Annotated in this window: 19 protein-coding genes; 16 read left to right on the top strand and 3 right to left on the bottom strand. The window is 57.6% G+C overall.

Translation table 11 applies throughout. The features are described from left to right. Positions 1–44: 44 nt before the first annotated feature. The 8 genes from KP701_RS09405 (at position 45) to nagA (ending at position 7633) form a co-directional block, all read left to right on the top strand. A complete protein-coding gene (locus KP701_RS09405; protein WP_080691930.1) occupies positions 45–296 on the top strand; it encodes a (2Fe-2S)-binding protein in 252 nt (83 codons plus the stop codon). Beyond that, entirely contained in the window at positions 283–1704 is a 1422-nt protein-coding gene (locus tag KP701_RS09400) for an FAD/NAD(P)-binding oxidoreductase (RefSeq protein ID WP_215746961.1), read from the top strand. The genes KP701_RS09405 and KP701_RS09400 overlap by 14 nt, the downstream gene beginning before the upstream one ends. Further along, positions 1701–2855 carry an FAD-binding oxidoreductase gene (locus KP701_RS09395; protein ID WP_215746960.1) on the top strand — a complete coding sequence of 385 codons (1155 nt, stop codon included), beginning with the start codon at positions 1701–1703 and terminating at the stop codon, positions 2853–2855. Before KP701_RS09400 ends, KP701_RS09395 begins: the two co-directional genes overlap by 4 nt. Further along, entirely contained in the window at positions 2852–3793 is a 942-nt protein-coding gene (locus KP701_RS09390; RefSeq protein WP_215746959.1) for a dihydrodipicolinate synthase family protein, read from the top strand. Before KP701_RS09395 ends, KP701_RS09390 begins: the two co-directional genes overlap by 4 nt. Then, entirely contained in the window at positions 3793–4446 is a 654-nt protein-coding gene (locus KP701_RS09385; protein WP_252345516.1) for a GntR family transcriptional regulator, read from the top strand. The genes KP701_RS09390 and KP701_RS09385 overlap by 1 nt, the downstream gene beginning before the upstream one ends. A 31-nt stretch (positions 4447–4477) precedes the next feature. Continuing rightward, entirely contained in the window at positions 4478–5866 is a 1389-nt protein-coding gene (gene hydA / locus KP701_RS09380; protein ID WP_215746958.1) for a dihydropyrimidinase, read from the top strand. 469 nt (positions 5867–6335) lie between these two features. Beyond that, positions 6336–6527, top strand: a complete 192-nt coding sequence (locus KP701_RS16275; protein ID WP_252345515.1) for a hypothetical protein — start codon at positions 6336–6338, stop codon at positions 6525–6527. Then, positions 6524–7633 (top strand): N-acetylglucosamine-6-phosphate deacetylase, encoded by a 1110-nt coding sequence (gene nagA, locus KP701_RS09370; RefSeq protein WP_215746957.1) that lies wholly within the window; start codon positions 6524–6526, stop codon positions 7631–7633. The genes KP701_RS16275 and nagA overlap by 4 nt, the downstream gene beginning before the upstream one ends. 151 nt (positions 7634–7784) lie before the next feature. Here the strand turns inward: nagA and KP701_RS09365 are convergent, their stop codons facing one another. Next, positions 7785–8936, bottom strand: a complete 1152-nt coding sequence (locus KP701_RS09365) for an ROK family transcriptional regulator (protein ID WP_215746956.1) — start codon at positions 8934–8936, stop codon at positions 7785–7787. A gap of 346 nt (positions 8937–9282) precedes the next feature. On the opposite strand from KP701_RS09365, the gene KP701_RS09360 reads away from it, so the two are divergent. The 6 genes from KP701_RS09360 (at position 9283) to nagB (ending at position 17590) form a co-directional block, all read left to right on the top strand. Then, complete coding sequence (locus KP701_RS09360) at positions 9283–11505, top strand: TonB-dependent receptor (protein WP_215746955.1); 2223 nt, start codon at positions 9283–9285, stop codon at positions 11503–11505. A 61-nt stretch (positions 11506–11566) separates the two neighbouring features. After that, complete coding sequence (locus KP701_RS09355; protein ID WP_215746954.1) at positions 11567–12772, top strand: acyltransferase family protein; 1206 nt, start codon at positions 11567–11569, stop codon at positions 12770–12772. A gap of 29 nt (positions 12773–12801) precedes the next feature. Then, on the top strand, positions 12802–14349 hold the full coding sequence (locus KP701_RS09350) for a hypothetical protein (protein WP_215746953.1): 1548 nt from the start codon (positions 12802–12804) through the stop codon (positions 14347–14349). A gap of 76 nt (positions 14350–14425) precedes the next feature. Then, entirely contained in the window at positions 14426–15442 is a 1017-nt protein-coding gene (locus KP701_RS09345; protein ID WP_215746952.1) for an N-acetylglucosamine kinase, read from the top strand. Then, the gene (gene gluP, locus KP701_RS09340; protein WP_215746951.1) at positions 15439–16728 is read left to right on the top strand and encodes a glucose/galactose MFS transporter; all 1290 of its coding nucleotides are present in this window, start codon (positions 15439–15441) and stop codon (positions 16726–16728) included. The genes KP701_RS09345 and gluP overlap by 4 nt, the downstream gene beginning before the upstream one ends. A gap of 118 nt (positions 16729–16846) precedes the next feature. Then, complete coding sequence (gene nagB, locus KP701_RS09335; protein ID WP_215746950.1) at positions 16847–17590, top strand: glucosamine-6-phosphate deaminase; 744 nt, start codon at positions 16847–16849, stop codon at positions 17588–17590. Positions 17591–17672: 82 nt separating this feature from the next. On the opposite strand, the gene KP701_RS16270 is transcribed toward nagB, so the two are convergent. Continuing rightward, complete coding sequence (locus KP701_RS16270; RefSeq protein WP_371818940.1) at positions 17673–17936, bottom strand: transposase; 264 nt, start codon at positions 17934–17936, stop codon at positions 17673–17675. On the opposite strand from KP701_RS16270, the gene KP701_RS09325 reads away from it, so the two are divergent. Continuing rightward, complete coding sequence (locus KP701_RS09325) at positions 17935–18231, top strand: CapA family protein (protein ID WP_252345514.1); 297 nt, start codon at positions 17935–17937, stop codon at positions 18229–18231. The two genes, KP701_RS16270 and KP701_RS09325, sit on opposite strands and share 2 nt — an antisense overlap. 92 nt (positions 18232–18323) lie before the next feature. Here the strand turns inward: KP701_RS09325 and KP701_RS09320 are convergent, their stop codons facing one another. Beyond that, positions 18324–19214, bottom strand: coding sequence for a LysR family transcriptional regulator (locus KP701_RS09320; protein ID WP_215746949.1), 891 nt, complete (start codon positions 19212–19214; stop codon positions 18324–18326). A 296-nt stretch (positions 19215–19510) separates the two neighbouring features. On the opposite strand from KP701_RS09320, the gene KP701_RS09315 reads away from it, so the two are divergent. Continuing rightward, entirely contained in the window at positions 19511–21979 is a 2469-nt protein-coding gene (locus KP701_RS09315) for a TonB-dependent receptor plug domain-containing protein (protein WP_408874238.1), read from the top strand. The last annotated feature ends 4 nt before the right edge of the window (positions 21980–21983 follow it).

Raw genomic sequence — 21983 nt, 5'->3', positions numbered from 1 at the left:
TTAAAAGAAATTTCTTCTCCGGACCGATCCCGATAGGAAACAAGATGCAATCCGTCACCTTCACCTTCCTGAGCCAGGCCATCGAAGGCATCGAGGGAGAACCGGTTGCAGCGGCCCTCAGACGCGCCGGAATCACGGAACTCGGCCAGTCCGGCGTCGATGGCACACCACGCGGCGCCTTCTGCTTCATGGGCAGCTGCCAGGAATGCCGCGTCCGCATCGACGGCGCCGTCGCCTATGCCTGCAAGGCTCCCGTCCTCCCGAACATGACCGTCACGCCCTATGTCCAGTCCTGATTTCTCCCCCGTCACCGTCATCGGTGGAGGCATCGCCGGTGCGACATCCGCCATTGCGCTCTCCCGACACGGCTTTCCTGTCACCCTGATTGACGAACAGCCGGCTGCGGGCGGTCAGATCTTCCGCGCGCCCTCACCCTATGCCCGCCAGACGGTTCCCCCCAATCACGAATTTTCTGGCGGCGATGCCCTGCGCCAGAAACTGGCCGCATCCCCGGTGGATGTCCGGTTTTCCACCCGCGTCTGGGGACTGTCTTCCACCCTGACCCTCGACCTGATCGGGCCGGGCGGCATCGATCAGCTTCCCCCGTCGACCGTCGTCGTCGCGAATGGTGCCACCGAGCGTTTTCTTCCGTTTCAGGGCTGGACCACACCCCGCATCACCGGGCTCGCGGGCGCCAGCATCCTGATGCGCAACGGCGGGACCCTGCCCGGCCAGACCGTCGTCGTGGCTGGATCGGGGCCACTCCTGTTCTCGGTCGCCCATCAGGTGCTTGAACTGGGCGGCAAGGTCGTCGCCATCGTGGATGCAGGCCACCGCTCCGACTGGTTCCGTCTCGGCGCCATGCTTTCTCTGGATCCGGCACGCCTGACGCAGGCCACACGCTGGATGCTGCGTCTTCGGAAAGCCGGCATTCCGATCCACCACCGCGCCCACATTTCGGCGGCACAGGAAACGGAAACCGGCCTTCTCCTGACCGTCAGCGAAATGGATCATCCCGAGCGCCGCCACGTCTATGCTGCCGAGGCCGCAGCCTGCGGATATGGGCTCAAGCCGACCACCCTCATCACACGCACGGCCGGTGTCCAGCACCGTCATGATCCCGCCGGCGGTTACCTCGAACCCGTTACGGATGCCGCAGGCCGTACCAGCCGCCCCGATCTTTACGTCACGGGCGACGCCGCAGGCATCCGGGGCATGGCCGTGGCCCGTCTGCGGGGCCTGATCACAGCCCATGCCATTGCTCAGGACCGGGGTGTAATCTCCGCCCGAACCTACGAGACCCTGACACGTGCGCCCCGGCGGCAGCTTCGTCGTCTCGAAGCCGTCTCCCGCCAGATGCTTCCCCTGATGAACGCCGGGAGCGCCATCCCGACCCATCTTCAGAATGAGACAATCGTCTGCCGCTGTGAGCGGGTAAAGGCCGCGACCCTGCGCTCCGCCATCGAGGCCGGAGCCGAAGACCTGAACCAGCTCAAGGCCTGGACACGCTGCGGCATGGGGCCCTGTCAGGGCCGGATGTGCGAGGACAGCGCCCGGGGCCTGCTAACGGCGGCCTGTGGCAACACTCCAGAAGAAGCGGGGAGTTTCACAGCCCGGATGCCCTTCTTCCCCCTCCCCCTCACAGCCGTGACCGGGACCTTCGCCTATTCCGACATTCCCCTTCCAAAGGCGGCCCCGCTATGACCCCCGCCCTGCAGACCAGACCGGACGTCTTCGATACGGTCATCGTGGGTGCCGGCGTCATGGGCGCCACGACCGCGCTTTTCCTCGCGCGCGGCGGCCAGAAGGTGGCCCTGGTCGACAGGCAGGATATGTTCCGGGCGGCATCCGGCGTCAACGCAGGCACCCTGACCCTGCACATGACCCGAGCCCAGCTCATTCCCCATGCCATCCGCGGCCGGGAAATGTGGCTCGACAGTGCCAACTGGCTTGGGGAAGACGTAGGGGCCCTGGCGACACCAGGGCTTTCGATGGCCTTCACCGAAGCCGAAGAAGAGCTTCTGCGCCAGCGCGCACGGGTCAGGCAGGACATGGGAGCCCCCATCGAGGTGGTCTCTCCCAAAGAGGCAGTCCGGATCGAACCGGGCGTAAATCCGGCCCTCCGCGCCGCTGCCTATTGTGCGCTGGACGGCCATATCCCGACCTACCGCGTCGGGGGAGCCTATGCCCGTGCGCTCCGGCAGGCCGGCGTCACGATCATCGAAAACAGTCCGGTCGAGACCATTACCCCCGCCACTGGCGGCGGCTATGACGTCCGGGTTTCCAGTCGCGCCCGGCCCGTGCATGGCCGCAGGATCGTGCTCAGCACCGGAGCATGGCTCGAAAAAATGCTGGGGTGGCTTGGATACAACATTCCGATCCGCTGTCTCATCAACCAGCTCGTCGTCACGGAAACGCTTCCTCCCGTCATGGGGAGTGTCCTGAGCATTGCCAATGGCCTGCTGTCCCTCAAGCAGTTCGCCAATGGCAGCGTGCTGATCGGCGGCGGCTGGCAGGGCGAAGGCAACATTCATCAGGGCGGCACCCGCGTCATTCCCGAAAACCTGCGCGGCAATGTCCGTCTGGCCCAGTATGTTGTCCCGCGCCTCGACGAAGCGCAGGTCCTGCGTGTCTGGCTCGGCCTCGAATCCGAAACGCCGGACGCCATGCCCCTGATCGGCGCGCTGACTCCAGATGACGATGCCTTTGTCGTCGGCTGCGTCCATTCCGGCTTTACGAGCGGCCCGTATATGGGCCGACTGCTCGCCGAGCGGATCCTGGGCGGCAACCCGGACCTGAGCGCCTTCGACCCCACCCGCTTTTCCACCCCCGCAGCCACTGGACCACAGTCATGATCCCAGCATCCCCCACACCGTTCCGGGGTGTCTATGCCGCAACGCTGGTACCCTTTCTGGAAAACGGGACGCTGGATGAGCCCCTGTTCAGACAGCATCTGCTCGACTGCACCCGTCCCGAGGGTATCGTGGGCATCCTGTGCAACGGTCATGCAGGCGAGAACCATCTGCTGACGCGTGCAGAAAAGCGGCGCATCGTGGAACTGGCAGCCGAAACCATTGGTGCGGACCGCATTATCGTTTCGGGCATCCTGTCCGAAGACGTTGACGAAGCCTGCCTGCACGCCCGGGATGCCGTCGAGGCGGGAGCCGACGCCCTGCTCGTGTTTCCGCCTTTCTCATGGGCCGTCTCGCAGGACCGGGACGCGATCATCGCCCATCATGCCGCCATCTGTGAGGCCGTAGACGCCCCGATCATGCTGTATCAGTCGTCAGTCGGCAGTGGCGGCATGGCCTATTCCCTTCCGATCCTGGAAAGCCTGCTCAGGCTCCCCGGCATTGTCGCCATCAAGGAAGGAAGCTGGGAAACCAACGCCTATGACAAACATCGCAGGCTCGCCACCCGCGTCGCACCACATGTAGACGTCATGGCTTCGGGGGATGAACATCTCCTGCCCTGCTTCGCCATCGGAACGACAGGCAGTCTCGTCAGCCTCGCAGCCATCCTGCCCGTCTCGCTCGCAAAGCTGTGGCGCGCGATGAAAAACAATGACCTCCCGGCCGCCCGCAAAGTCCATGACGTCATCCAGCCGCTGGCCAATCTGATCTACGGCCGTGCGCCGTCAGGTCGAGCCACCCTGCGGCTGAAAGCCTGTCTGGTCATGCAGGGCAAATGGCCCTCCTGCCGTACCCGCAAGGCTTCTGATATCATCGCTCAGGAAGAATGGCAGGAACTGTCAGCCGCATTGCAGGACGCAATGATTCTGGAAGGACCATAATGGGCGATTACATGATGGCCGAACGCGAGTTGAATCTTGCTGAACTGGCCTACACGCAGATCCGGCGCATGATTCTCGAAAAAGAGCTTCCGAGCGGCATGTCCGTTGTGGAGGGCCGTCTGGCCGATCATCTGGACATCTCACGGACCCCCGTCCGCGAAGCCCTGATGCGACTCGCTGCCGAAGAACTGCTGGTCAAACGGGGCTCGCGTTCATTTGCTGTCCGGAATGTCTCGGCCACCGAGTTCTTTCAGGGCATTCACATCCGTGAGATCCTTGAAAGCGAAGCCATCAACCTGTCTTTCGACAGACTTGATCGCAGCATGCTGGAAAACCTTCGTCAGGAGGTCATCGAGCTCGGCGAAACGCCAGAACAGACTGCCGCCCAGTGGCAGCTCGATGACAGGCTGCATCTGATGTTTCCCAAAGTGTCCGGAAACACTGTCCTGCTGCGCTCCATCCGCGAGCTGCGGACCCTGACCCGCCTGTGTGAGGTCACCTACCCTCTTGGCCGTGTTCCCGCGTCCACACGGGAACATCTGGCCATTCTGGACGCCCTGCTCGACGGTGACAGCACCGGCGCTCGCGAAGCCATGGTCATGCATCTGCGCAATGTCGCAACCGATTGCATGGACATTCTCAGGGGCGGCTGAACAGCTCCCCCATATTTCAGGAGAACCCGTCATGACGACTTTTGACATCGTTATCCGCAACGGCATGATCGTGACCGCAACGGATAAATATATTGCCGATATTGGAATAAACGGCTCAAAGATCGTCGATATCGGTTTCGACCTGAAAGGCCATGAAACCATTGATGCAACCGGCCTGCTCGTCCTGCCGGGCGGAATCGACGGTCACTGTCATATCGAGCAGGAAGAAGCCGACGGGACGATCCACGAAGACGATTTCGTTTCCGCCACAGGCTCGGCCCTGCTGGGCGGCACCACTACGGTCGTCTGTTTTGCCTCCCACGTTCCCGGTCGTGGCCTCGTAGAGCAGTTTGATGCCTATCGCAGGAAAGGCGCCAACTCCCGTATCGATTTTGCCATTCATCAGATCATCACCCGGACCGACGAACAGACCATCCGTGATGAAATTCCCGTAGTCGCCGAACGGGGGGCCGCAGGCCTGAAGGTCTTCATGACCTATGACGATTTTCACCTTTCGGACGGCCAGTTCCTTCAGGTTCTGGAAGCCGCGCACAAAAGCGACATCCTCGTCTCCGTACATTGCGAAAACTATGACGCCATCCGCCACCTGATCCTCAAGCACCTGGCTGAAGGTCGCACCGAGCCACATGGCCATGTCACGTCCCGACCGCCCTGCGTTGAGCGCGAGGCCACCTATCGCGCCATGACGATGAGCGAGTTGACCCATCAGAAGATCCAGATCTTCCACGTTTCCTGCCCTGAAGTCGCCGAGGAAATCGGCCGCGCCCAGTCGCGTGGCGTAAAGGTCGTGGCGGAAACCTGCCCGCACTACCTCACCCTGACGGAAGAGGACCTCAAGCGGGATGGCTTCGAAGGCACGAAATATATCTGCAGCCCTCCCCTGCGCACAAAAGCGGCTCAGGAAGGGATGTGGCAGTATATCCGCAGTGGCGTAATCAGCATTATTTCCTCGGACCACTGCGGCTATACGTTCGACGGCTCGGCCGGCAAGGGACGACACGGCCGGGACGCGGATTTCTCTCTGATCCCCAACGGTATGCCCGGCCTGGGAACGAGACTGCCAGTTTTCTATGACGCGGCCATCAATAGCGGAAAAATCGACCTGACAGACTTCGTACGTCTGACGGCGACTACCCCCGCCCAACGATACGGCCTCTACCCGCAAAAAGGCACCATTGCCCCAGGCTCCGACGCTGATCTCGTCCTGTGGGATCCGAAAAAATCCGTGACGATCACCAACAGCCTCTTCCAGAGCAATATCGATTACACACCCTATGAAGGTCGAAGCGTCCAGGGATGGCCAGTCAAAGTCTACCAGAGGGGCAAGCTCGCCATGAATGATGGCAGACTGGTCGCACAGCCGGGCACGGGTCAGTTCCTCAAGGCACAAAAGAAATAAACAGACTCTTTTCTACCAGTAAATATCTTCACATCCTGCCTCATCCGCTGACTGCGATGAGACAGGATGTGAAGATGAAAGATCAGCTCTGGTATAAATTCCGAACCTAAAGTCCGATCAGGGACTTATAACCCGTGATGCTGGCAGGGTTTTCCTGATGAAGAGCTCTCTCAATCGAAACCGGGTTGCCGCAGACCACTGCTATACACCGGCCTTCCCACAAGGATCCGACATGATGCACCTTTACAGGCTTGAATTCTGTTACGGGAGGAAGTTCAGGAACTGTCAGATCTACGCAGAAACGCTTTCTTGAACTGTCCTGCATCTGCGGCCTTATTCTTACCCTCATGGCTTTCCTCACAACCGGTTATGTCTCGATCGGATGCATTGCCCTTCCAGGCGCGGCAAATGCCATGATACTGCCAACGATCTCTCCCATTACGATCCCCGTGCCGCCCCCTGGACACCGTTGGCTTCAGCCCTCATCGTCACAGCTTATAGCGGAGGGGCCATCATGCCGCAGGTCTATGTAACCCTGAAACCGTTCATCGGTTTCCAGAGCAGTTTCGCGCTATTTGTCATCCCTTCCTGTCTTGCAGTCTTCTTCTATGCCCGACATTACGGACAGACCGGCCTTCTCCCTCTGGATCAGACCCAATGACACTTCACCTCGATGGCAATCTCGTCCTCGCAGATCGCATTCTTCCCGGACGTATCACCTTCGACAGCCACATCCGCACCATCCATCCCGTCGCCAGTCCCCCCAACCGTTATATTCTGCCTGGTTTCGTGGATGGACATGTCCACGGAGGCGATGGGGCGGACACGATGGACGGAGCAGATGCCATCCGAAAGCTCTCGCGCTTTCACATGATGCACGGCACGACCACAATCCTTCCCACCACCATTACGGCGCCCTGGCAGGACGTGATGAGTGCCCTGCATGCCGTGTCTGACGTTCGCAAGAGTGGCATAGACAAGGGCCCCCGTATCCATGGAGCCCATCTGGAAGGACCTTTCGTCAGTCCACATAAACTCGGCGCACAACCCCCTTTTGCCATTGCTCCCAGTCCTGACAGGGTGGCCGAGGCCATCAGTACGGGATGCGTCCGTGTGGTGACGCTTGCTCCGGAACTGGATCACGCTGACACCGCAATGCGTCAGTTTGCAGAAGCTGGCGTGCGCGTCAGTCTGGGTCACACCACAACTGATTATGAGGGTACACAGCGTGCCATCTGCCTCGTTTGCGCAGCGGGGGGAACGATTGGCGCAACCCATCTTTTCAATGCCATGTCTCCGATTGAGGGGCGCAAACCTGGTCCCGTCACGGCTCTGATGTGCAGCGATGTTGCATACGCCGAAATGATTTTCGACACGCATCATGTCCACCCGGCCAGTTTTCGTCTGGCATCACGCCTGATGGACAGCCGTTTGCTCTTCGTGACGGACGCCATGCGAGGAACCGGTGGGGCCGACGGTCCCAGCCAGCTCGGCGGACAGGACGTCACAATCAGCAACGGCACGGTCCGCCTGCCCGACGGCTCCCTTGCCGGAAGCATCCTTACTCTGGATCAGGCTCTGAGAAATGCCGTCCAGGCCGGAACATCCCTTCCGGATGCCGCCAAGCTCGTCAGCACCAATGCCGCACGCTATCTCGGCCTCCATGACCGCGGTGCTCTCGTTCCGGAACTTCTGGCAGATTTTACCGTCCTTGATGACTCCCTGGCCGTAAAAGAAGTCTGGGTAAATGGACAGCGAACCGTCTGACATACACGCATGGGCCGGACATCCCCATATACGGCTCCAAAACGTTTTCTCCCATCAATTCAAGGCAAGCCTCCCCGCCCTCCTGAAACACCGGCAGCATCAGGTAGGCGGAGGAATAACGCACTGAAATTGGATGTTATCATGCTTGTTTCTAGCATGCTCCGAACAGGTGTTTCCTTGAAGCCAACCCCGCGGCGCCTGTAGCCCACACAAGCGTGTCATGACAGATCAGCTGAAGACGTTCCGGCCGATTAAAACTTGGCATGAGGTTTTGCTCCACAAATTGACGCAGAGCTGCAGCAAAAACCCCATGCAGAAGGTCGTCCTCGATCGCAATGATGATATGGCTCGGATCCAGAATCTGTATGAGGCTGGCAGCAGCGTAACCCAGACTATTGGCAGCAGTGTGCAGGATACGGAGGGCTTCAGGATCTCCTTCACGCGCCTTTGCGGAAATCAGATGAATATTCGGGGGCAAACCAACTTCCCGCGCGCGGGTTCTGATCGCCTGCGAGGAGGAGACCGTCTCGAGACAGCCCCTGTTTCCACATCGACATGGACGAGGCGGCTCCTGCGAAAGGCTCTGCGCCACGGGAAGATGCGCAAGTTCTCCTGCCCCCCCATATTCTCCATGATGTACCGAACCATTGACCGTATAGGCCACGCCAATTCCATCTCCCACGGCCATAACCACGAATGCTGGAATGTGGCGCATTCTCCCAAACATGCTCTCGTAAACGGCCAGGGCATTCGTGTCATTTTCGACAAAGACCGGAAGTCCGATTTCCCGGGAAATGGCCGCACTGACGTCAAGATTGTCCCATCCCAGAACCGATGACGTAACGCAGACCTGCTTATCCATCGAGACATAGGCAGGCAGAGCTACCCCAACCGCCTGAAAATTGGTTCCCGGCGGGCACTCATTTCTGAGCATCATCACGGCAGCGCTAATGCGACGAATGCTTGTTTCATAATCATCACCACGTTCGAAGAAGGTCTTGGCAAGCACGGTACCGTTAGGATCGATAACGACGGCAGATGCTTCCCGGTTATGAAGACTAACCCCGATGAAAGATGCATATTTCGGATGTAGGCGCAGCAGCGAAGATGGACGGCGGCTGCTGGGAACATACGCGTATTCCTCAATGACCCCTTGAGACAAAAGCTGGCCGGTGATGACGGACACCCTTCCTTTACTCAGATTGAGAGCAGAGGCGATATCCGATCGTGTCATGCCGCCCTGACGCGCGAGAAGCGCCACGATGTTCCTTGCGATACCGTCAAGAAAAGCCGTTTCATTCATGACTTATAACCCGCCAATAAGTTCTCCAGGAAATTTATTTACTGGATATAATATCTTATGGGAAATTAATTCGATATCGAATATGTGTTGAATCCGGAACAATCATCTCCGCAAATGAGGTCTTGTTATGTGGCCTACAAAACGACGCATACTCATAGCGACAAGCTGTATTTCAGCGATGAACGCCACCGCATCCTTCGCGGCAACGGACACCAAACATTCGCACAGAGCGCCTGTTTCCAAGCTTGTCAGTCAGGACAAGAGAAACGCCCCGCCGTCTGGACGCTCCAAAGCGCCAGACCAAAAGCCCGCACCCCGGTCGCTTGAAGCAAGATCCGAAGAAGCCATGACCATTCACGCCGGCATTGCTGCGGCTAACGGCGTGACGAATACGACGCCAGGCGGCGGCATGATGGGCGTGCAGCGGGTTCCACGCTCACAAAGCACGGTAACCCGAGACTATCTGGCGAAACAGTCTCCCACTGCCAACATGAACGAACTCATCTCCGCGATGCCGGGCGTTGCCTACCAGAGTCAGGATATCATGGGGGCGACGGGAGACGCACTTTCCATGCGCGGGATGAATGAGACGGAAGTAGGGTATCTGTTCGAAGGTGCCCCGGTGGCTGACGCCTTCAATTACGAGCCCTTTACTTCGACTTATGTTGATAACGAAAATATCGGCAGTATTACCGTTGCGCAGGGTTCACCTGACCTGACAGCCCCGCTGTATAATACCGTTGGCGGACAGATTTCCGCAAAAATGATCGATCCCTCCCACAAGATGGGCGGATATCTTGACCTGATGGGCGGAAATTATTCCGTTAATAAGGAGTTCATCCGCTTCGATACCGGTGACATCGGACATTCGGGTATTCGCGGTTTTCTGTCATTTTCCAATACCCATGGACACATGGATCGTGGCTTTGGCGTATTGCAGCGCTACCATACTGATGCAAAATTCATCAAGGAATGGGGCAAATCGAACTCCTTCGGGGTCGTTTTCAGTTACACGCGCCTTTTCTGGAATGCCGTCCGACGCCCAACCATGAGCCAGTGGAACGAGTACGGACGCAGCTTCAATTTCAATGAAGAATATACGCCCGGCGATACAGCCTATTACAAATTCCAGACCAAGAACCGGAACGGCATCACGATCGTTGCACCGCTTCATCTCGACCTGGGAAGTGGACTTTCTTTCAACGCGACACCTTATTTCGTTCTTCAGTATTCCCCCGCTACAGGGGCCTCAAATCTTTCCGCGGATGGAAGTTATTACGGCACTGAGCCTGCAGGCCCCCTCAACCAGCCCTATACGGTAAATGGCAAAGTTACGGCCATGGGAATTGGTTATTATAACGCAAAGAACAGTGGTCTGACGACTTCACTGGACTGGAAACGGGGCAACAACACGTTGTCTTTCGGATACTGGTATTCCTACGCCACCCACTGGGAAGAAAACTCCTACTCTACAGTGGATCTGAACGGCAATGTCGCGAACATGGACGGAAAATACCCCATTATCCTGCAGAATGGCAAAGTCCTGCGGGGCTATAACCTTAATCTGATGCAGCAGACAAATGCTCTATTCCTGTCGGATCGACTGGATCTTCTGAAGAACAGACTGCATCTTGAAGCGGGCATCAAGGCGGCCATGGTCTCGCGCCAGGCCACGGAAGACATGCCTGGGGCCGATCCTTACAAAAGTGTCCGGAATTATTTCGAGCCGCTTCCGCAACTGGCAGCCAGTTTTGACGTCACGCACCACGATCAGGTCTATTTCAATGCGACGACAGCTTTCCGCGTTCCGGGGAGCAGTGAGACTCAGGTGCAGGACTTTGATCCATCATCCCCCACTGCCGTTTCGCAACCGGGATCACTCAAACCCGAATATACAATTGGTGAAGAAATCGGGTTCCGCCATCACGGCCTCTATAATGTGTCCGCGTCTTTGTTCAACCTGAACCTGACGAACCATCAAGTTACATCCAGCGGCTATATTGCAGGTACGACCACACTGATCGACCAGACCATGAATGTAGGTGGTGAAACCGTGCGTGGCGCGCAGGTGGAATTTGGTCTTCAGCCCTGGCACCACTTCAGCCCTTACCTCTCCGGCCAGTATCTGGATGCACGGATCGACAACAACTATCAGGTCGGCAGCGACTACCTCCCCACGAAAGGCAAGACCGCCGTACAGAGCCCGCATTTCACGGCCTCTCTGGGGCTGTCCTATGATGACGGACGCTTCTTCGGGAATTTCCAGCTCCGGTATCTGTCCTCCCAGTACGCGACGTTCATGAACGATGAAAAAATGCCGGGTTACGTGGTGGCCAATACGACGCTGGGATACAGGATCGCACCCAAGCTCGGTATTTTCAAACACCCCCAGATCCAGTTGAACGTGCAGAATATAGGCGGCAACAACTACCTGTCAGGTATTGCCGGGGTCACTGCCAATGCCCGTTCGTACAAAGGTATTTATGGAACAACCATTTCCGGAAATTCGCCCAATTACAATGTCGGTTCGAATTTCGGCATCATGGCTTCCATTTCGACCGGCCTGTGAGTGTGATCATACGGTGCTTCCGGCAGTTACAGGCAGCCGGAATGAACGGAGCTGTCCATCCATGACTCTGATCGATACAGCGCAGGATATTTCTGTCGTTGAGGCCCGATCCGATCGTTCGCTCGCGATCGATGTGGACCGGGGACTAACGATAGCTTTTATGATTTTGGTCAATGACGGCATGGATGCGGCCCATACGTTCTCGCAGCTTCAGCATAGCCCTTGGAACGGCATGACCCTGACAGACATGGTCTTTCCAAATTTCCTTTTCCTGATGGGAAGCGCCGTAATCTTCGCAATGCGACGGCCTTTTCGCGAGCAGACATCGCATGCGGCAATCCTGCGTCGGGCAGCACGCAGGGCCTGTATCCTTTTTGCAATCGGCCTCCTGATCAGTGTGTTTCCAACATTCGGCTGGACAACGATGCGGTATTTCGGTGTCCTCCAACGTATTGCCATCTGCTATTTTGTCGCAGTCCTGTTTTACCTCTACGTCAGATCCTTCCGATCCATCGCTCTCACGGCCGCAGGACTGCTTGCGGTATACTGGATCCTGCTCTGCAGAACGCCGCTGCCGGGGCTGGGATGGCCGGGGTCGGATGTTCCACTTCTCGACATTCATGATAATCTCGCCAACTGGCTGGATCAGGCCTGTGTTTCCCTGACGCAGACCCTGTTTCATACCGGACGTCTCCATCATGGCTTTCGTGATCCGGAAGGGCTTCTGAGCACAATTCCAAGCTTGGCCACGACGCTGTTCGGCCTGCTGGGCGGCCTCGTGATGCAGGACAGAGACAACAGGCGGAAGGTCCGCCACCTTCTCTGGCTGGGCAGTGCGACGTTTATCGCCGGGGCAAGCTGGTCTTTCCTGTTTCCCCTGAACAAAAACCTCTGGACCAGTTCCTATGCACTCGTGTGTGCCGGCGCATCATTCCTGTTTCTTGCAGCCTGCGTTGAACTGTTTGACATCCGCCGGATCCAGGAGCGCTTTCGACTGGCGCAGACTGTCTGCACAGGTGCTGTCATTTTCGGTGCAAATGCCATTGTCGCCTATGTTTTTTCGGAACTTGGACATGGTCTGATGACGACACTGACCGTGCGTGAGGGGGAAGTTCCCGTCACCTTATGGCAGTGGAGCTATGAGCACAGTTTCGGAGTGTTCGGTGCGGGAAAAACGGCCACACTGGCATGGGCGCTCATCTATGTGGGACTGTGCTTCATACTGAACATGCTGCTCTGGCGGCGACGCATTTTTCTAAAAATTTGAAGACAGTCCTGACTGGAGATATTGCGTCCATGTTCTCATCACGCTTTCGCCGCTCCCTGTCGCTCTCTGTGTGCCTTGGCGCCAGTGCAATGATTCCGCTTCCGGCATGGGGCACCTCTGAACCCCCGGCTTCCCGCGATGTTCGTCAGAGCTGGATTTTTCGCGAGGCCATGGCCTCCATGGACAGCCTTTATGATCCTGCTGTCGGTCTGCTGCGCGGTACGGTGCTGAGTTCCTCGCATCCAGTATCGCATCCGATCCGGGAAAGCAGTTGGTATGCGTTTGCGCTCATGATGCGCCACGGCCCTACTGACCAGCAGCGCGCAGCGCATATTGTGAACGTCATTCTCGACAATCAGTATCCGGCGTCTGAGGAAATGAAAGATGAGGCTGCGTGGGCCGGAAGTTTCCGCCGTTCTCCCGACGAACCTCTTCCAACGGAAAAAGCTGTTGCCTGGAATGAATATGATCCCAACTGGCGGGAATTCATCGGTTCAGAGTTTGCCCTGATGCTGCATGTCTTTGGGAGCCGCCTTTCGCCAGCTCTGCGCAACCGGCTTCATGAGTCCATTCATCAGGCTGTGCAGGGCGAGTTACACAACAAACGTCTTGCCCCGTCCTATACGAATATTGCGATCATGTTCGGACAACTCCTCGACGAGGATGCAGTCTACAGACACGACAGAGCGCTGGCAGATGTCCGGGACCGGTGGATTCAGGACACGGTGGCCATCTTCCACCAGAACCAGTCTTTCATGGAATATAACTCGCCAACCTATTATGGCGTGGATCTGTTCGGGCTGGGTCTATGGCGGCGCTATGGATCGACCGCGATGATACGATCAGAGGGAGAAGACATTTCCCGACATCTGTGGACGGACATCGCCGCATTCTACAGCGCGCCCATGAAAAACCTTTCAGGTCCTTATGACCGTGCCTATGGCATGGATATGGAAAGCTACGTCGCGTTACTGGGGGACTGGATCGGGACGTTCGTGCCACGTGCGAGCGCCCCGCTCCCCGCGACAATAACAGTTGAAACGCCCCATCTGGCAGATCTGTGGTTTGCGCCAACATTCGTCTTTCTCAAGGCCACACTGCCTGCCGGTCTCAGGAATGACTTTCTGACACTCCGACAGCCACATGATGTGGCACGCCGGATCGACAGCCGCCGGAGCGTCAGCGCCAAAGTGGACCGTGACATGCTGCTCGGCGGGGAAGCGGCAAATCTGCAGCGCGGCGTGGATACCAAATCGCAGTATCATCCCCTGGCCATGCAGTGGCGAGCATCCTGCGGGCATATTGGCACCCTTCGGATCTCGGATACACCAGCAGCAGATGTCAGGATCGAACAGGGAGTCGCTCTGGTGTCCTGGAAAGATCATGTGGCGTTCTCACTGCATGACCCCTGTCAGGACACGCTGAAAATCAATAACAATCTCTGGATCGTCGGCAACATGCGGCTTCAGGTCCAGACCGATGCGAGGAGCGCAGAAAGTCTTATCAGCCGGAAAGACGTTGTGATCCGTTATGATGGAGGTCATTTTTCCAAAATCGTGTTCACTCTTGCCCGATAGCATCATGCGCCCTGCGTGGATTTCCACGCACTGCTTCCCGTAACTGCTTCCTCCGCTTCGAACGAAACGCCCCGATATGACAGTCACTCACCCGATCCTGCAGTCCCCGCCCCCGGTTTCACGGACACCCGCGTCTGCCCCTGTTTCCAGCATCGCAGCAATAGATGGCGGGGGGACAAAAACACTTCTGGTGGTGCTTGGCAGGGACGGAACACTGGGACCGGTGATGCGGGAAGCGGGTTCCAATCCTTTCGACCAGAGCGACTGGCAGACGGTTCTACAGTCCCTGCTCGCCCGGATCCCCTCCACAACGGAGACCCTCTCGCTGGGGATTGCGGGGTATGGCGAAACCCGCGTTCTGGGCCGCAAACAGGAGGAAGTCGTCAGGAACGCTTTTGCGCGACCTTTCAGCTTTACCGGTGATGTGGAAATGGCGTGTACAGGAGCTTTCGGTGGGCGCGCAGGTGTTCTCCTCCTGTCCGGCACGGGCTCCGTTGCATGGGCGACAGATGGCAGAGGCAACCAGATCAAGGTTGGCGGCTGGGGCGGGCTGTTCGGTGACGAGGGCAGTGCTTTCTGGATCGGTCGTCAGGCACTGTCTCTTCTCACCATGCTTCTGGACGGTCGCAATCAGGAGGATCAGGCCTTTCTCGAACCCTTTGCAGGCGCCATGGGGCTGCCAATCAAGAGAGAGGCATGTGGGACGGCGCTCCTGGCATGGTATGGAGCGCTCGAACACCCGCGGGCCAGTGTTGCAGCGCTTGCCCGGCATGTGTCGGATCTGGCCGAGCAGGGGCTTGAACCGGCTAGACGGCTGATGCGTGACGCTGCGGATCATCTAGGTGCCCATATCGATGCCGCACAGCGCCAGTTTTCCGGGACCCTGCTGCCATGGAGTTATGCTGGCGGAACCTTCCAGAGCCAGTTCCTCCGCGACATCATCACGGCCCGGCATGGCGCGCCCGTCCAGCCCCGTCTTCCTCCGGTCGGAGGAGGGCTGCTCAATGCCGCACGTATGGCTGGCTGGCACCCCGATGACGACTGGATCGACCGGACCTCCCGGACCCTCCGTGCTGCGGGGCTGACATCATGACAGAAACCACACAGATCAACGAAGGCCTTACCGGCCGTTATGGCCCAGGGCCTCTGGCTGTTGCGGCGGCAATCTTCTTCATCATGGGTTTCGTGACCTGGATGAATGGACCACTGATTTCGTTTGTGCGTGTGGCGTTCGATCTCAGTGATACAAGTGCCTTTCTTGTCCCGATGGTGTTCTATTTCTCCTATTTCCTGTTTTCCCTGCCTGCGTCTTTTCTGGCCCGGAAACTGGGCTTGCGCAGAGGGCTTTCGGTATCACTTCTGCTCTGTGCCGCTGGCGTGGCGCTGTTTGGACAGTTCATTGCGATGCACCTTTATGAAGGAGCGCTGAGCGGTCTTCTGGTCATGGGGGCTGGCCTCTCGCTGATGCAGGTAGTCATCAATCCTCTCGTCAGCCTGCTCGGACCGCCGGAGCGGGCCGCACAGCGTATCGCCATCATGGGTGTATGCAACAAATGCGCCGGGATCCTTGCGCCGATTGTTCTTGCGACGCTGGTTATGGGGGATATCGGCAGCATTTCCCAACGCGTACAGGACGCGACAGATCCTGCAGCGCGCAACGCGATCCTCACAAGTTTTGTCCGGGCCATTTATGCCCCTTACATGACGATGGCCGTCATTCTGCTTGTAACGGCAATCGGTGTGGCGATTTGTCGCCTCCCCGATCTTCAGGCGCCGGCCCTGCCGGGCCCACGGGAAAGGAGTGGGCGTATTTTCCGGCCACATCTGATCTTCGGAATTGCCGCCATGTTCCTGTATGTCGGCATTGAAGTCATGGCGGGGGATGCCATCGGCACTTATGGACAGGGCTTTGGTCTGCCGCTCAGCCAGACCCGATTCTTCACCTCTCTGACCCTCACTGCAATGCTGGGGGGATACGTGGCCGGCTTTGTGATTGTTCCACGCGTCCTGACACAGGAACGGCTCATGGAACTGGCCTGCATTCTGGGAGGGATGCTCACAGTCATAGCCTTCCTGACGCATGGCTATGTTTCTGTACTCTGCGTGGCACTTCTCGGGGTTGCCAACGCCATGCTGATGCCCACAATCTTCCCGATTGCAATCCGTGGCGCAGGTTCATGGACGCCGCTGGCGTCCGCACTGCTTGTCATGGCGTATAGCGGGGGTGCCGTCATTCCGCAGATTTATGTCGTCATGAAACCCGTGATCGGGTTTCAGGCGATGTTCGCCCTGCTTGTTCTACCATCCTATCTTGCCATTCTGATCTATGCGCGACGTTATGGTCAGACTGGCCTCCTGCCTCTGGATCAGAAACCATGATGTCACATCCTGATAGCAGGCACGTCCTGCGTAACCACAGCATCATTGCGCCAGTTCTGCTGACAGATTTCAACGCAGAGCGCCAAACGTGATACATCATACAGGATTGATGCACCCCATGAATGTCATTGTCACCGACAGCCCCGAGCAGGCCTTCCTGTGCGCCGCCGACATGATCACGGATGAGATCTGCAGATCTTCCACACCTGTTCTCGGTTTGGCGACGGGCCGTACAATGGAAAATATCTATCGGCTTCTGGTGCAGCAGCATGAGGCAGGCGCACTGGATTTTTCCGGTACGACCTCTTTCAATCTGGACGAATATGTTGGCCTGGCGCCTACGGATCCGAATTCATACCATCACTACATGCAGGATCATCTGTTCGCTCATGTGAACATGCCCGCAAATCGGGCGCATGTTCCAAACGGCATTGCACCGGATCTGGAGGTGGAATGTGCGCGTTATGAAGCGGCTATCCATGCGGCAGGTGGCATTGACCTGCAACTTCTGGGCATTGGCGAGACCGGTCATATTGGTTTCAACGAGCCCCCGTCCGCGTTCGACAGCCGAACACGGGTTGTACATCTCGATGAAGTCACACGACGCCAGAACAGCGGCATGTTCGGCAATGATCCGGAGCGTGTCCCCCCCCGCGCCCTGACCATGGGAGTGGGCACGATCCTTGATGCGAGGCGCCTTGTGCTGGTAGCTGTCGGGGAAGGAAAGGCGGCAATTGTCAATGAAGCTCTGAACGGCCCTATAAGCCAGACCGTAAGTGCCTCCGCGATCCGTCTTCATGACAACACCACGATCATTCTGGACACAGCCGCAGCCAGAGACTGGAAGCGGAGAACGAGATGACACTGTCCGTTTTTTTTGAATGCCAAAACGTAGAAAACCCGCTCGGAGAGCAGACTAAGTGCTTGGGCGCAAGGCTCAGGCCTCATAGCCAGAACATGACGGTTGTGGCGAGGCAGATGGCTGAGAAGAAAACAGTCGGGCATCTGTCATAGCGAGTGGCGACCCGCCTCCAGTCCTTGAGCCTTCCGAACATGATCTCGATGCGGTTGCGGCGTTTATGACGGCCCCTGTGTAATCGCGGATCTGACCTGCGGTTATGAAGAAGCTCAGAGATCTCCCATTGCAGTCGGTCACGGCATGCAGCTTTGTATTCATGCCGCCTTTGGTGCGAGCAGTCAGGCGGCATGAATCCTTTTTTTACCCGCACGCTCGATGCCGGTGCGGATATCGTTGCCTGTCACGGACCGCATCTGTTACGGGGCCTCGAAATCCATAATGGCAAGCCGATCTTCTACAGTCTGGGCAATTTCATCGGACAGAATGAACTCGTGGAGCACCTCCCGGTCGAATCCTATATGGCCAACCGCATCAGCCCTGACCTGACGCACCATCAGTTCTACAAGACCCGCTGCAACAACGACGTGAAAGGTTTTCCCGCCGAGATACGCTTCTGGGAAACCATCATGCCGATCGGCACCTAATCAGAACGGAAAGCTCGAAAGTCTGGAGATCCATCCAGTCACGCTCGGCCTGGGTCAGGCAGCCCACAAGGGCGGAACAGCCTGAAGGTTTTTCACGATATCAGTGCCTGAGGGGGAGTATTGCTTCGGGCCGCTTCATCCAGATGCCTGATCAAAACTTTGCACCCTTCCGTCATTCGGCCGCGCAAGGTCATAACCCCCACTTCCCGCCCGACCTTCTGGTCTCCCAGCCGCAGGATACGGATATTCGGCACGACGCTGACCGCAAAGATATAAGGTACAATCGAGCACCCCATATTGTTGGCGACCATCTGCAGGATCGTGTGAAGTTCTTCAGTCTCGATAACCTCATGGGGAGCAATTCCCTGCATTCTGAGGAACCGATCGAGCGTACGTCCTCCGAAGGACCGGCTGTCATAACGAATGAAAGGCTCCTCTTCGAGGACCTGCCGCCAGTCCGTGCCTTGGATATGTGCTGGAACGATCATGACATAATCCTGCTGCACGACAGGATGCCACTGCATGTACGGCATCAACCCGAAAGGCGGTCGAACGATCAGCGCGGCATCCAGTTCACCCGCATCCAGACGATCCAGCAAACCCATGGAAATCCCCGGAACAATCCGTACTTTCAGGTCAGGAAGTTCAAGATGCAATCCTGCAATGGCAGGAGCGAGCAGGCTGGTCTGAACAGTGGAAATGGCGCCCACCCGCAGCAGTTCGCTCTCTGGCCTAAGCCGCGCTGCCCCCCGGAGCGCCTCGAAAGATGAGAGGATATCCTCCACCTGACACAGGATGAGGCTCCCGGTTGCCGTCAGCGTTACGGACCTGCCCGTACGGTCGAAAAGCTCGTAGCCAAGTTCTTCTTCAAGCCGGCGGATCTGGGCGCTGATCGCCGACTGCGTCACCCCGATCGCCTTGGCTGTCGCGGCGAAACTCTCCGTCCGGGCCGCAACGACGAATGTTCTGAGTTCGGAAATCATAGATCGACAGACACAAAAATTTTCTCTCGACGCAACTTTCACTCATTTTTTTTGTCCGTTCAAGCGCTACCCTCTTTCCGGAAATCAGACTCCAGCGAGCGAGCACACGATCGAAACAATCTGTTTTCCGCACAAATCGGCAGAAAAGCGAATCTGTTTCTCAAGGAGAACATTTTAGTTGTTGTTCCGTTATATGTGTGATTTGCTCATGAAAAGCATATATTCGGATTACCACCCGCTACAGGCCGGAAAAGGGGATGCCCATGAGCAAGTGTTTCGGACCCAAGGCTTTCCTGATGTGTGGCGCTGCCCTGAGCTCGCTCGTTTCGCTCTGTCCGCCCGCACAGGCCGCGTCCACCAAAGCAACGACGCAGACACATTCCACGCACAAAACGCAGCGGCGGGCCGCGAGCACCCTGGTTACCGCAACTCCTGCCAGACCCTCCCCTCGCAGGACATCCATCATTTCGAGATCCGATCCGGAAGAGATGCGCGTCACTGGGACCGCCTCCACCGGTCAATCCGTAATGAATCCCTCCACCCCGGTTCACGGCACCACACAGGTTACGGTCGTCTCCGGCAGCCAGCTTCTGGCCACAGGACAGACGAATGTCATGCAGGCCCTCGCTCAGGCCTCGGCATCCATTACGTCCCCGCCACAATCCGGTGTCGGAAATAGCGGCTTTATCCAGACCATGCAGCTTCGCGGCCAGTCCGCTGATGACACGCTGATCCTCGTCAACGGACATCGCCGCCATATCGGTGCGAATTTCAACGCCAATGCCGGCCCGAACTGGGGCACCGAACCCACCGACATCTCGCTGATCCCGATTTCGGCGATCGATCATATCGAAGTCATTACCGAGGGTGCCTCGGCACTTTACGGTCAGGATGCACTGGCAGGTGCCGTCAATATCGTGCTCAAACAGCGCACCCATGGCGGCTCCATCAACTTCCAGAACAGCGGCTTTTATGCCGGTGACGGGCAGGCGCTGAACGGTTATGCGGATTGGGCCACAGCACTTGGCAAAAGCGGCGGCTATCTCGATCTTGCGGCCCAGGTTACTCACCAGCTTCCCACCAACCGCAGCGGCCTCTTCGTAGGGCAGCTCTATCCTGTCGGTGATTCCCGCAACGAAACGGCCAGCCGGGATGTTCAGCGCGGCTTGGGCATTCCAAAATCGACACTGGAAACCCTCAGCGAGAACATGTCTGTCCCGCTGAACGAAAACCTCAGCCTCTACAGCACCTCGACATTCAGCCACCGCAAGGCCCATGTGGCCGAGACCTATCGCAGTGCCGGAAACAGCCTGACCAACATCAATCTCTGGCCGAATGGCGCTCAGCCTTACATCGGCATGGACCAGTACGATTTCGAAACTGATAATGGTATCAAGGCGCATAAATTCGGTTTCGCGTGGGATGCGTATGTCAATTACGGCCGCGATGATCAGGCCTATTCGACCCTCGACAGCAACAACATGTCTCTCGGGGATGCCAGCCCGCGCGATTTCTATGACGGCAAGACAATCACGTCCGAGCTTTCCACAGGCCTGCGCGGGTCACGCTTTTTCCACACCTCATGGCTTCCCAAGCCGATCGCCCTGCGTTTTGGCGGAGAATACCGGCGTGACACCTTCCAGATGACGGAAGGCGAGGAAGCTTCCTGGATCGGCCTCGGCGCCACCGATCATGCCGGTAACGTCCCGCTGGCCGTGACCAATCGCGGGCGCGACATCTATGACGGCAACGTCAATCTCGATTTCTATGTCACCAAAAAATGGGAATGGTCTCTGGGTGGCCGTGCAACGAGCTACAGCCATCTCGCCACCGTCACCACCGGCTCGATCGGAACCCGCTACAACTTCAACAAACATTGGGCCATCCGCGCCAGCATCAACACCGGCTATCGGCCACCCACCCTGGGCCAGACTTATTATTTCTATAATGCGCCCTTCGCCAACTATGCCGTGGACCAGCTTCCCAACAGCAGCGCCGCCGCAAAGGCGCTTGGTGCGGGTCATATCAAGGGTGAATATTCCCGCAACTACACCATCGGCATCGATGCCAGCCCCCTCAAGGACTGGAACGTAACGGGCAATCTTTACTACATCGCGATCAATGACCGTCTGGCCAGCACAACAACCCTCGGCGGGTCAGGTGTTGCTGACATTCTTGCCGCGTCCGGCCTGAATAACGTGACCTACGCCTCGTATTATACCAACCCCGTCAATACCGAGACCTTCGGCGGAGACATCGACACCAACTACACCCTGCACACCAAACGCGCTGGCACCTTCCGCTTCGACTTCACGTTCAACTACTCCGACAACGAAATCCGCAGCCGCAACAAGACACCTGCCGTTCTGGCGAACATGGGCCTGTCCACGTTCAACACCTATGCCGAGGAGATGCTTCTGCACTCCGCACCGAAGAACCGCGAAAACCTCACGGTCAACTGGAATTACGGCAAGTGGAACGTCATGGTGCAGGAACAGCGCTACGGCTCCATCATCTTCCTCGCCAGCCCAACCGCCGCTCCCATGGAGCAGCGCCCGGCCTTCCTGACCAACATGTCCGTCAGCTACAAGATCCTGCCGAAATGGAGCGTCACGGTGGGCGCGAACAATCTGGGCAACAAATATCCGACCCGCGTTCCCAAGGCGACCGCAGCGCCGCTCTTCAACGAATACAAATACGCCTACTACTCGCCGTACGGCTTCAATGGCGGCATGTATTACATCCAGACCGGCCTGACTTTCTAAGACC

The organism is Gluconobacter sp. P1C6_b (genome assembly GCF_018811945.1).
In the GTDB taxonomy this organism is placed as follows: domain Bacteria; phylum Pseudomonadota; class Alphaproteobacteria; order Acetobacterales; family Acetobacteraceae; genus Gluconobacter.
Note: the sequence above shows the minus strand (reverse complement) of the source record. Positions and strands in the feature narration are given on the sequence as shown.

Bases quoted from the DNA above. Each gene is read 5' to 3' on its own strand.
- KP701_RS09345 (WP_215746952.1), top strand. From the start codon at position 14,426: ATGACAGTCACTCACCCGATCCTGCAGTCCCCGCCCCCGGTTTCACGG.
- KP701_RS09355 (WP_215746954.1), top strand. From the start codon at position 11,567: ATGACTCTGATCGATACAGCGCAGGATATTTCTGTCGTTGAGGCCCGA.
- KP701_RS09320 (WP_215746949.1), bottom strand. From the start codon at position 19,214: ATGATTTCCGAACTCAGAACATTCGTCGTTGCGGCCCGGACGGAGAGT.
- KP701_RS09365 (WP_215746956.1), bottom strand. From the start codon at position 8,936: ATGAATGAAACGGCTTTTCTTGACGGTATCGCAAGGAACATCGTGGCG.
- KP701_RS09360 (WP_215746955.1), top strand. From the start codon at position 9,283: ATGACCATTCACGCCGGCATTGCTGCGGCTAACGGCGTGACGAATACG.
- nagB (WP_215746950.1), top strand. From the start codon at position 16,847: ATGAATGTCATTGTCACCGACAGCCCCGAGCAGGCCTTCCTGTGCGCC.
- KP701_RS09325 (WP_252345514.1), top strand. From the start codon at position 17,935: ATGAATCCTTTTTTTACCCGCACGCTCGATGCCGGTGCGGATATCGTT.
- nagA (WP_215746957.1), top strand. From the start codon at position 6,524: ATGACACTTCACCTCGATGGCAATCTCGTCCTCGCAGATCGCATTCTT.
- gluP (WP_215746951.1), top strand. From the start codon at position 15,439: ATGACAGAAACCACACAGATCAACGAAGGCCTTACCGGCCGTTATGGC.
- KP701_RS16270 (WP_371818940.1), bottom strand. From the start codon at position 17,936: ATGCCGCCTGACTGCTCGCACCAAAGGCGGCATGAATACAAAGCTGCA.
- hydA (WP_215746958.1), top strand. From the start codon at position 4,478: ATGACGACTTTTGACATCGTTATCCGCAACGGCATGATCGTGACCGCA.
- KP701_RS09405 (WP_080691930.1), top strand. From the start codon at position 45: ATGCAATCCGTCACCTTCACCTTCCTGAGCCAGGCCATCGAAGGCATC.
- KP701_RS09315 (WP_408874238.1), top strand. From the start codon at position 19,511: ATGTGTGGCGCTGCCCTGAGCTCGCTCGTTTCGCTCTGTCCGCCCGCA.
- KP701_RS09400 (WP_215746961.1), top strand. From the start codon at position 283: ATGTCCAGTCCTGATTTCTCCCCCGTCACCGTCATCGGTGGAGGCATC.
- KP701_RS09395 (WP_215746960.1), top strand. From the start codon at position 1,701: ATGACCCCCGCCCTGCAGACCAGACCGGACGTCTTCGATACGGTCATC.
- KP701_RS09350 (WP_215746953.1), top strand. From the start codon at position 12,802: ATGTTCTCATCACGCTTTCGCCGCTCCCTGTCGCTCTCTGTGTGCCTT.
- KP701_RS09385 (WP_252345516.1), top strand. From the start codon at position 3,793: ATGGGCGATTACATGATGGCCGAACGCGAGTTGAATCTTGCTGAACTG.
- KP701_RS09390 (WP_215746959.1), top strand. From the start codon at position 2,852: ATGATCCCAGCATCCCCCACACCGTTCCGGGGTGTCTATGCCGCAACG.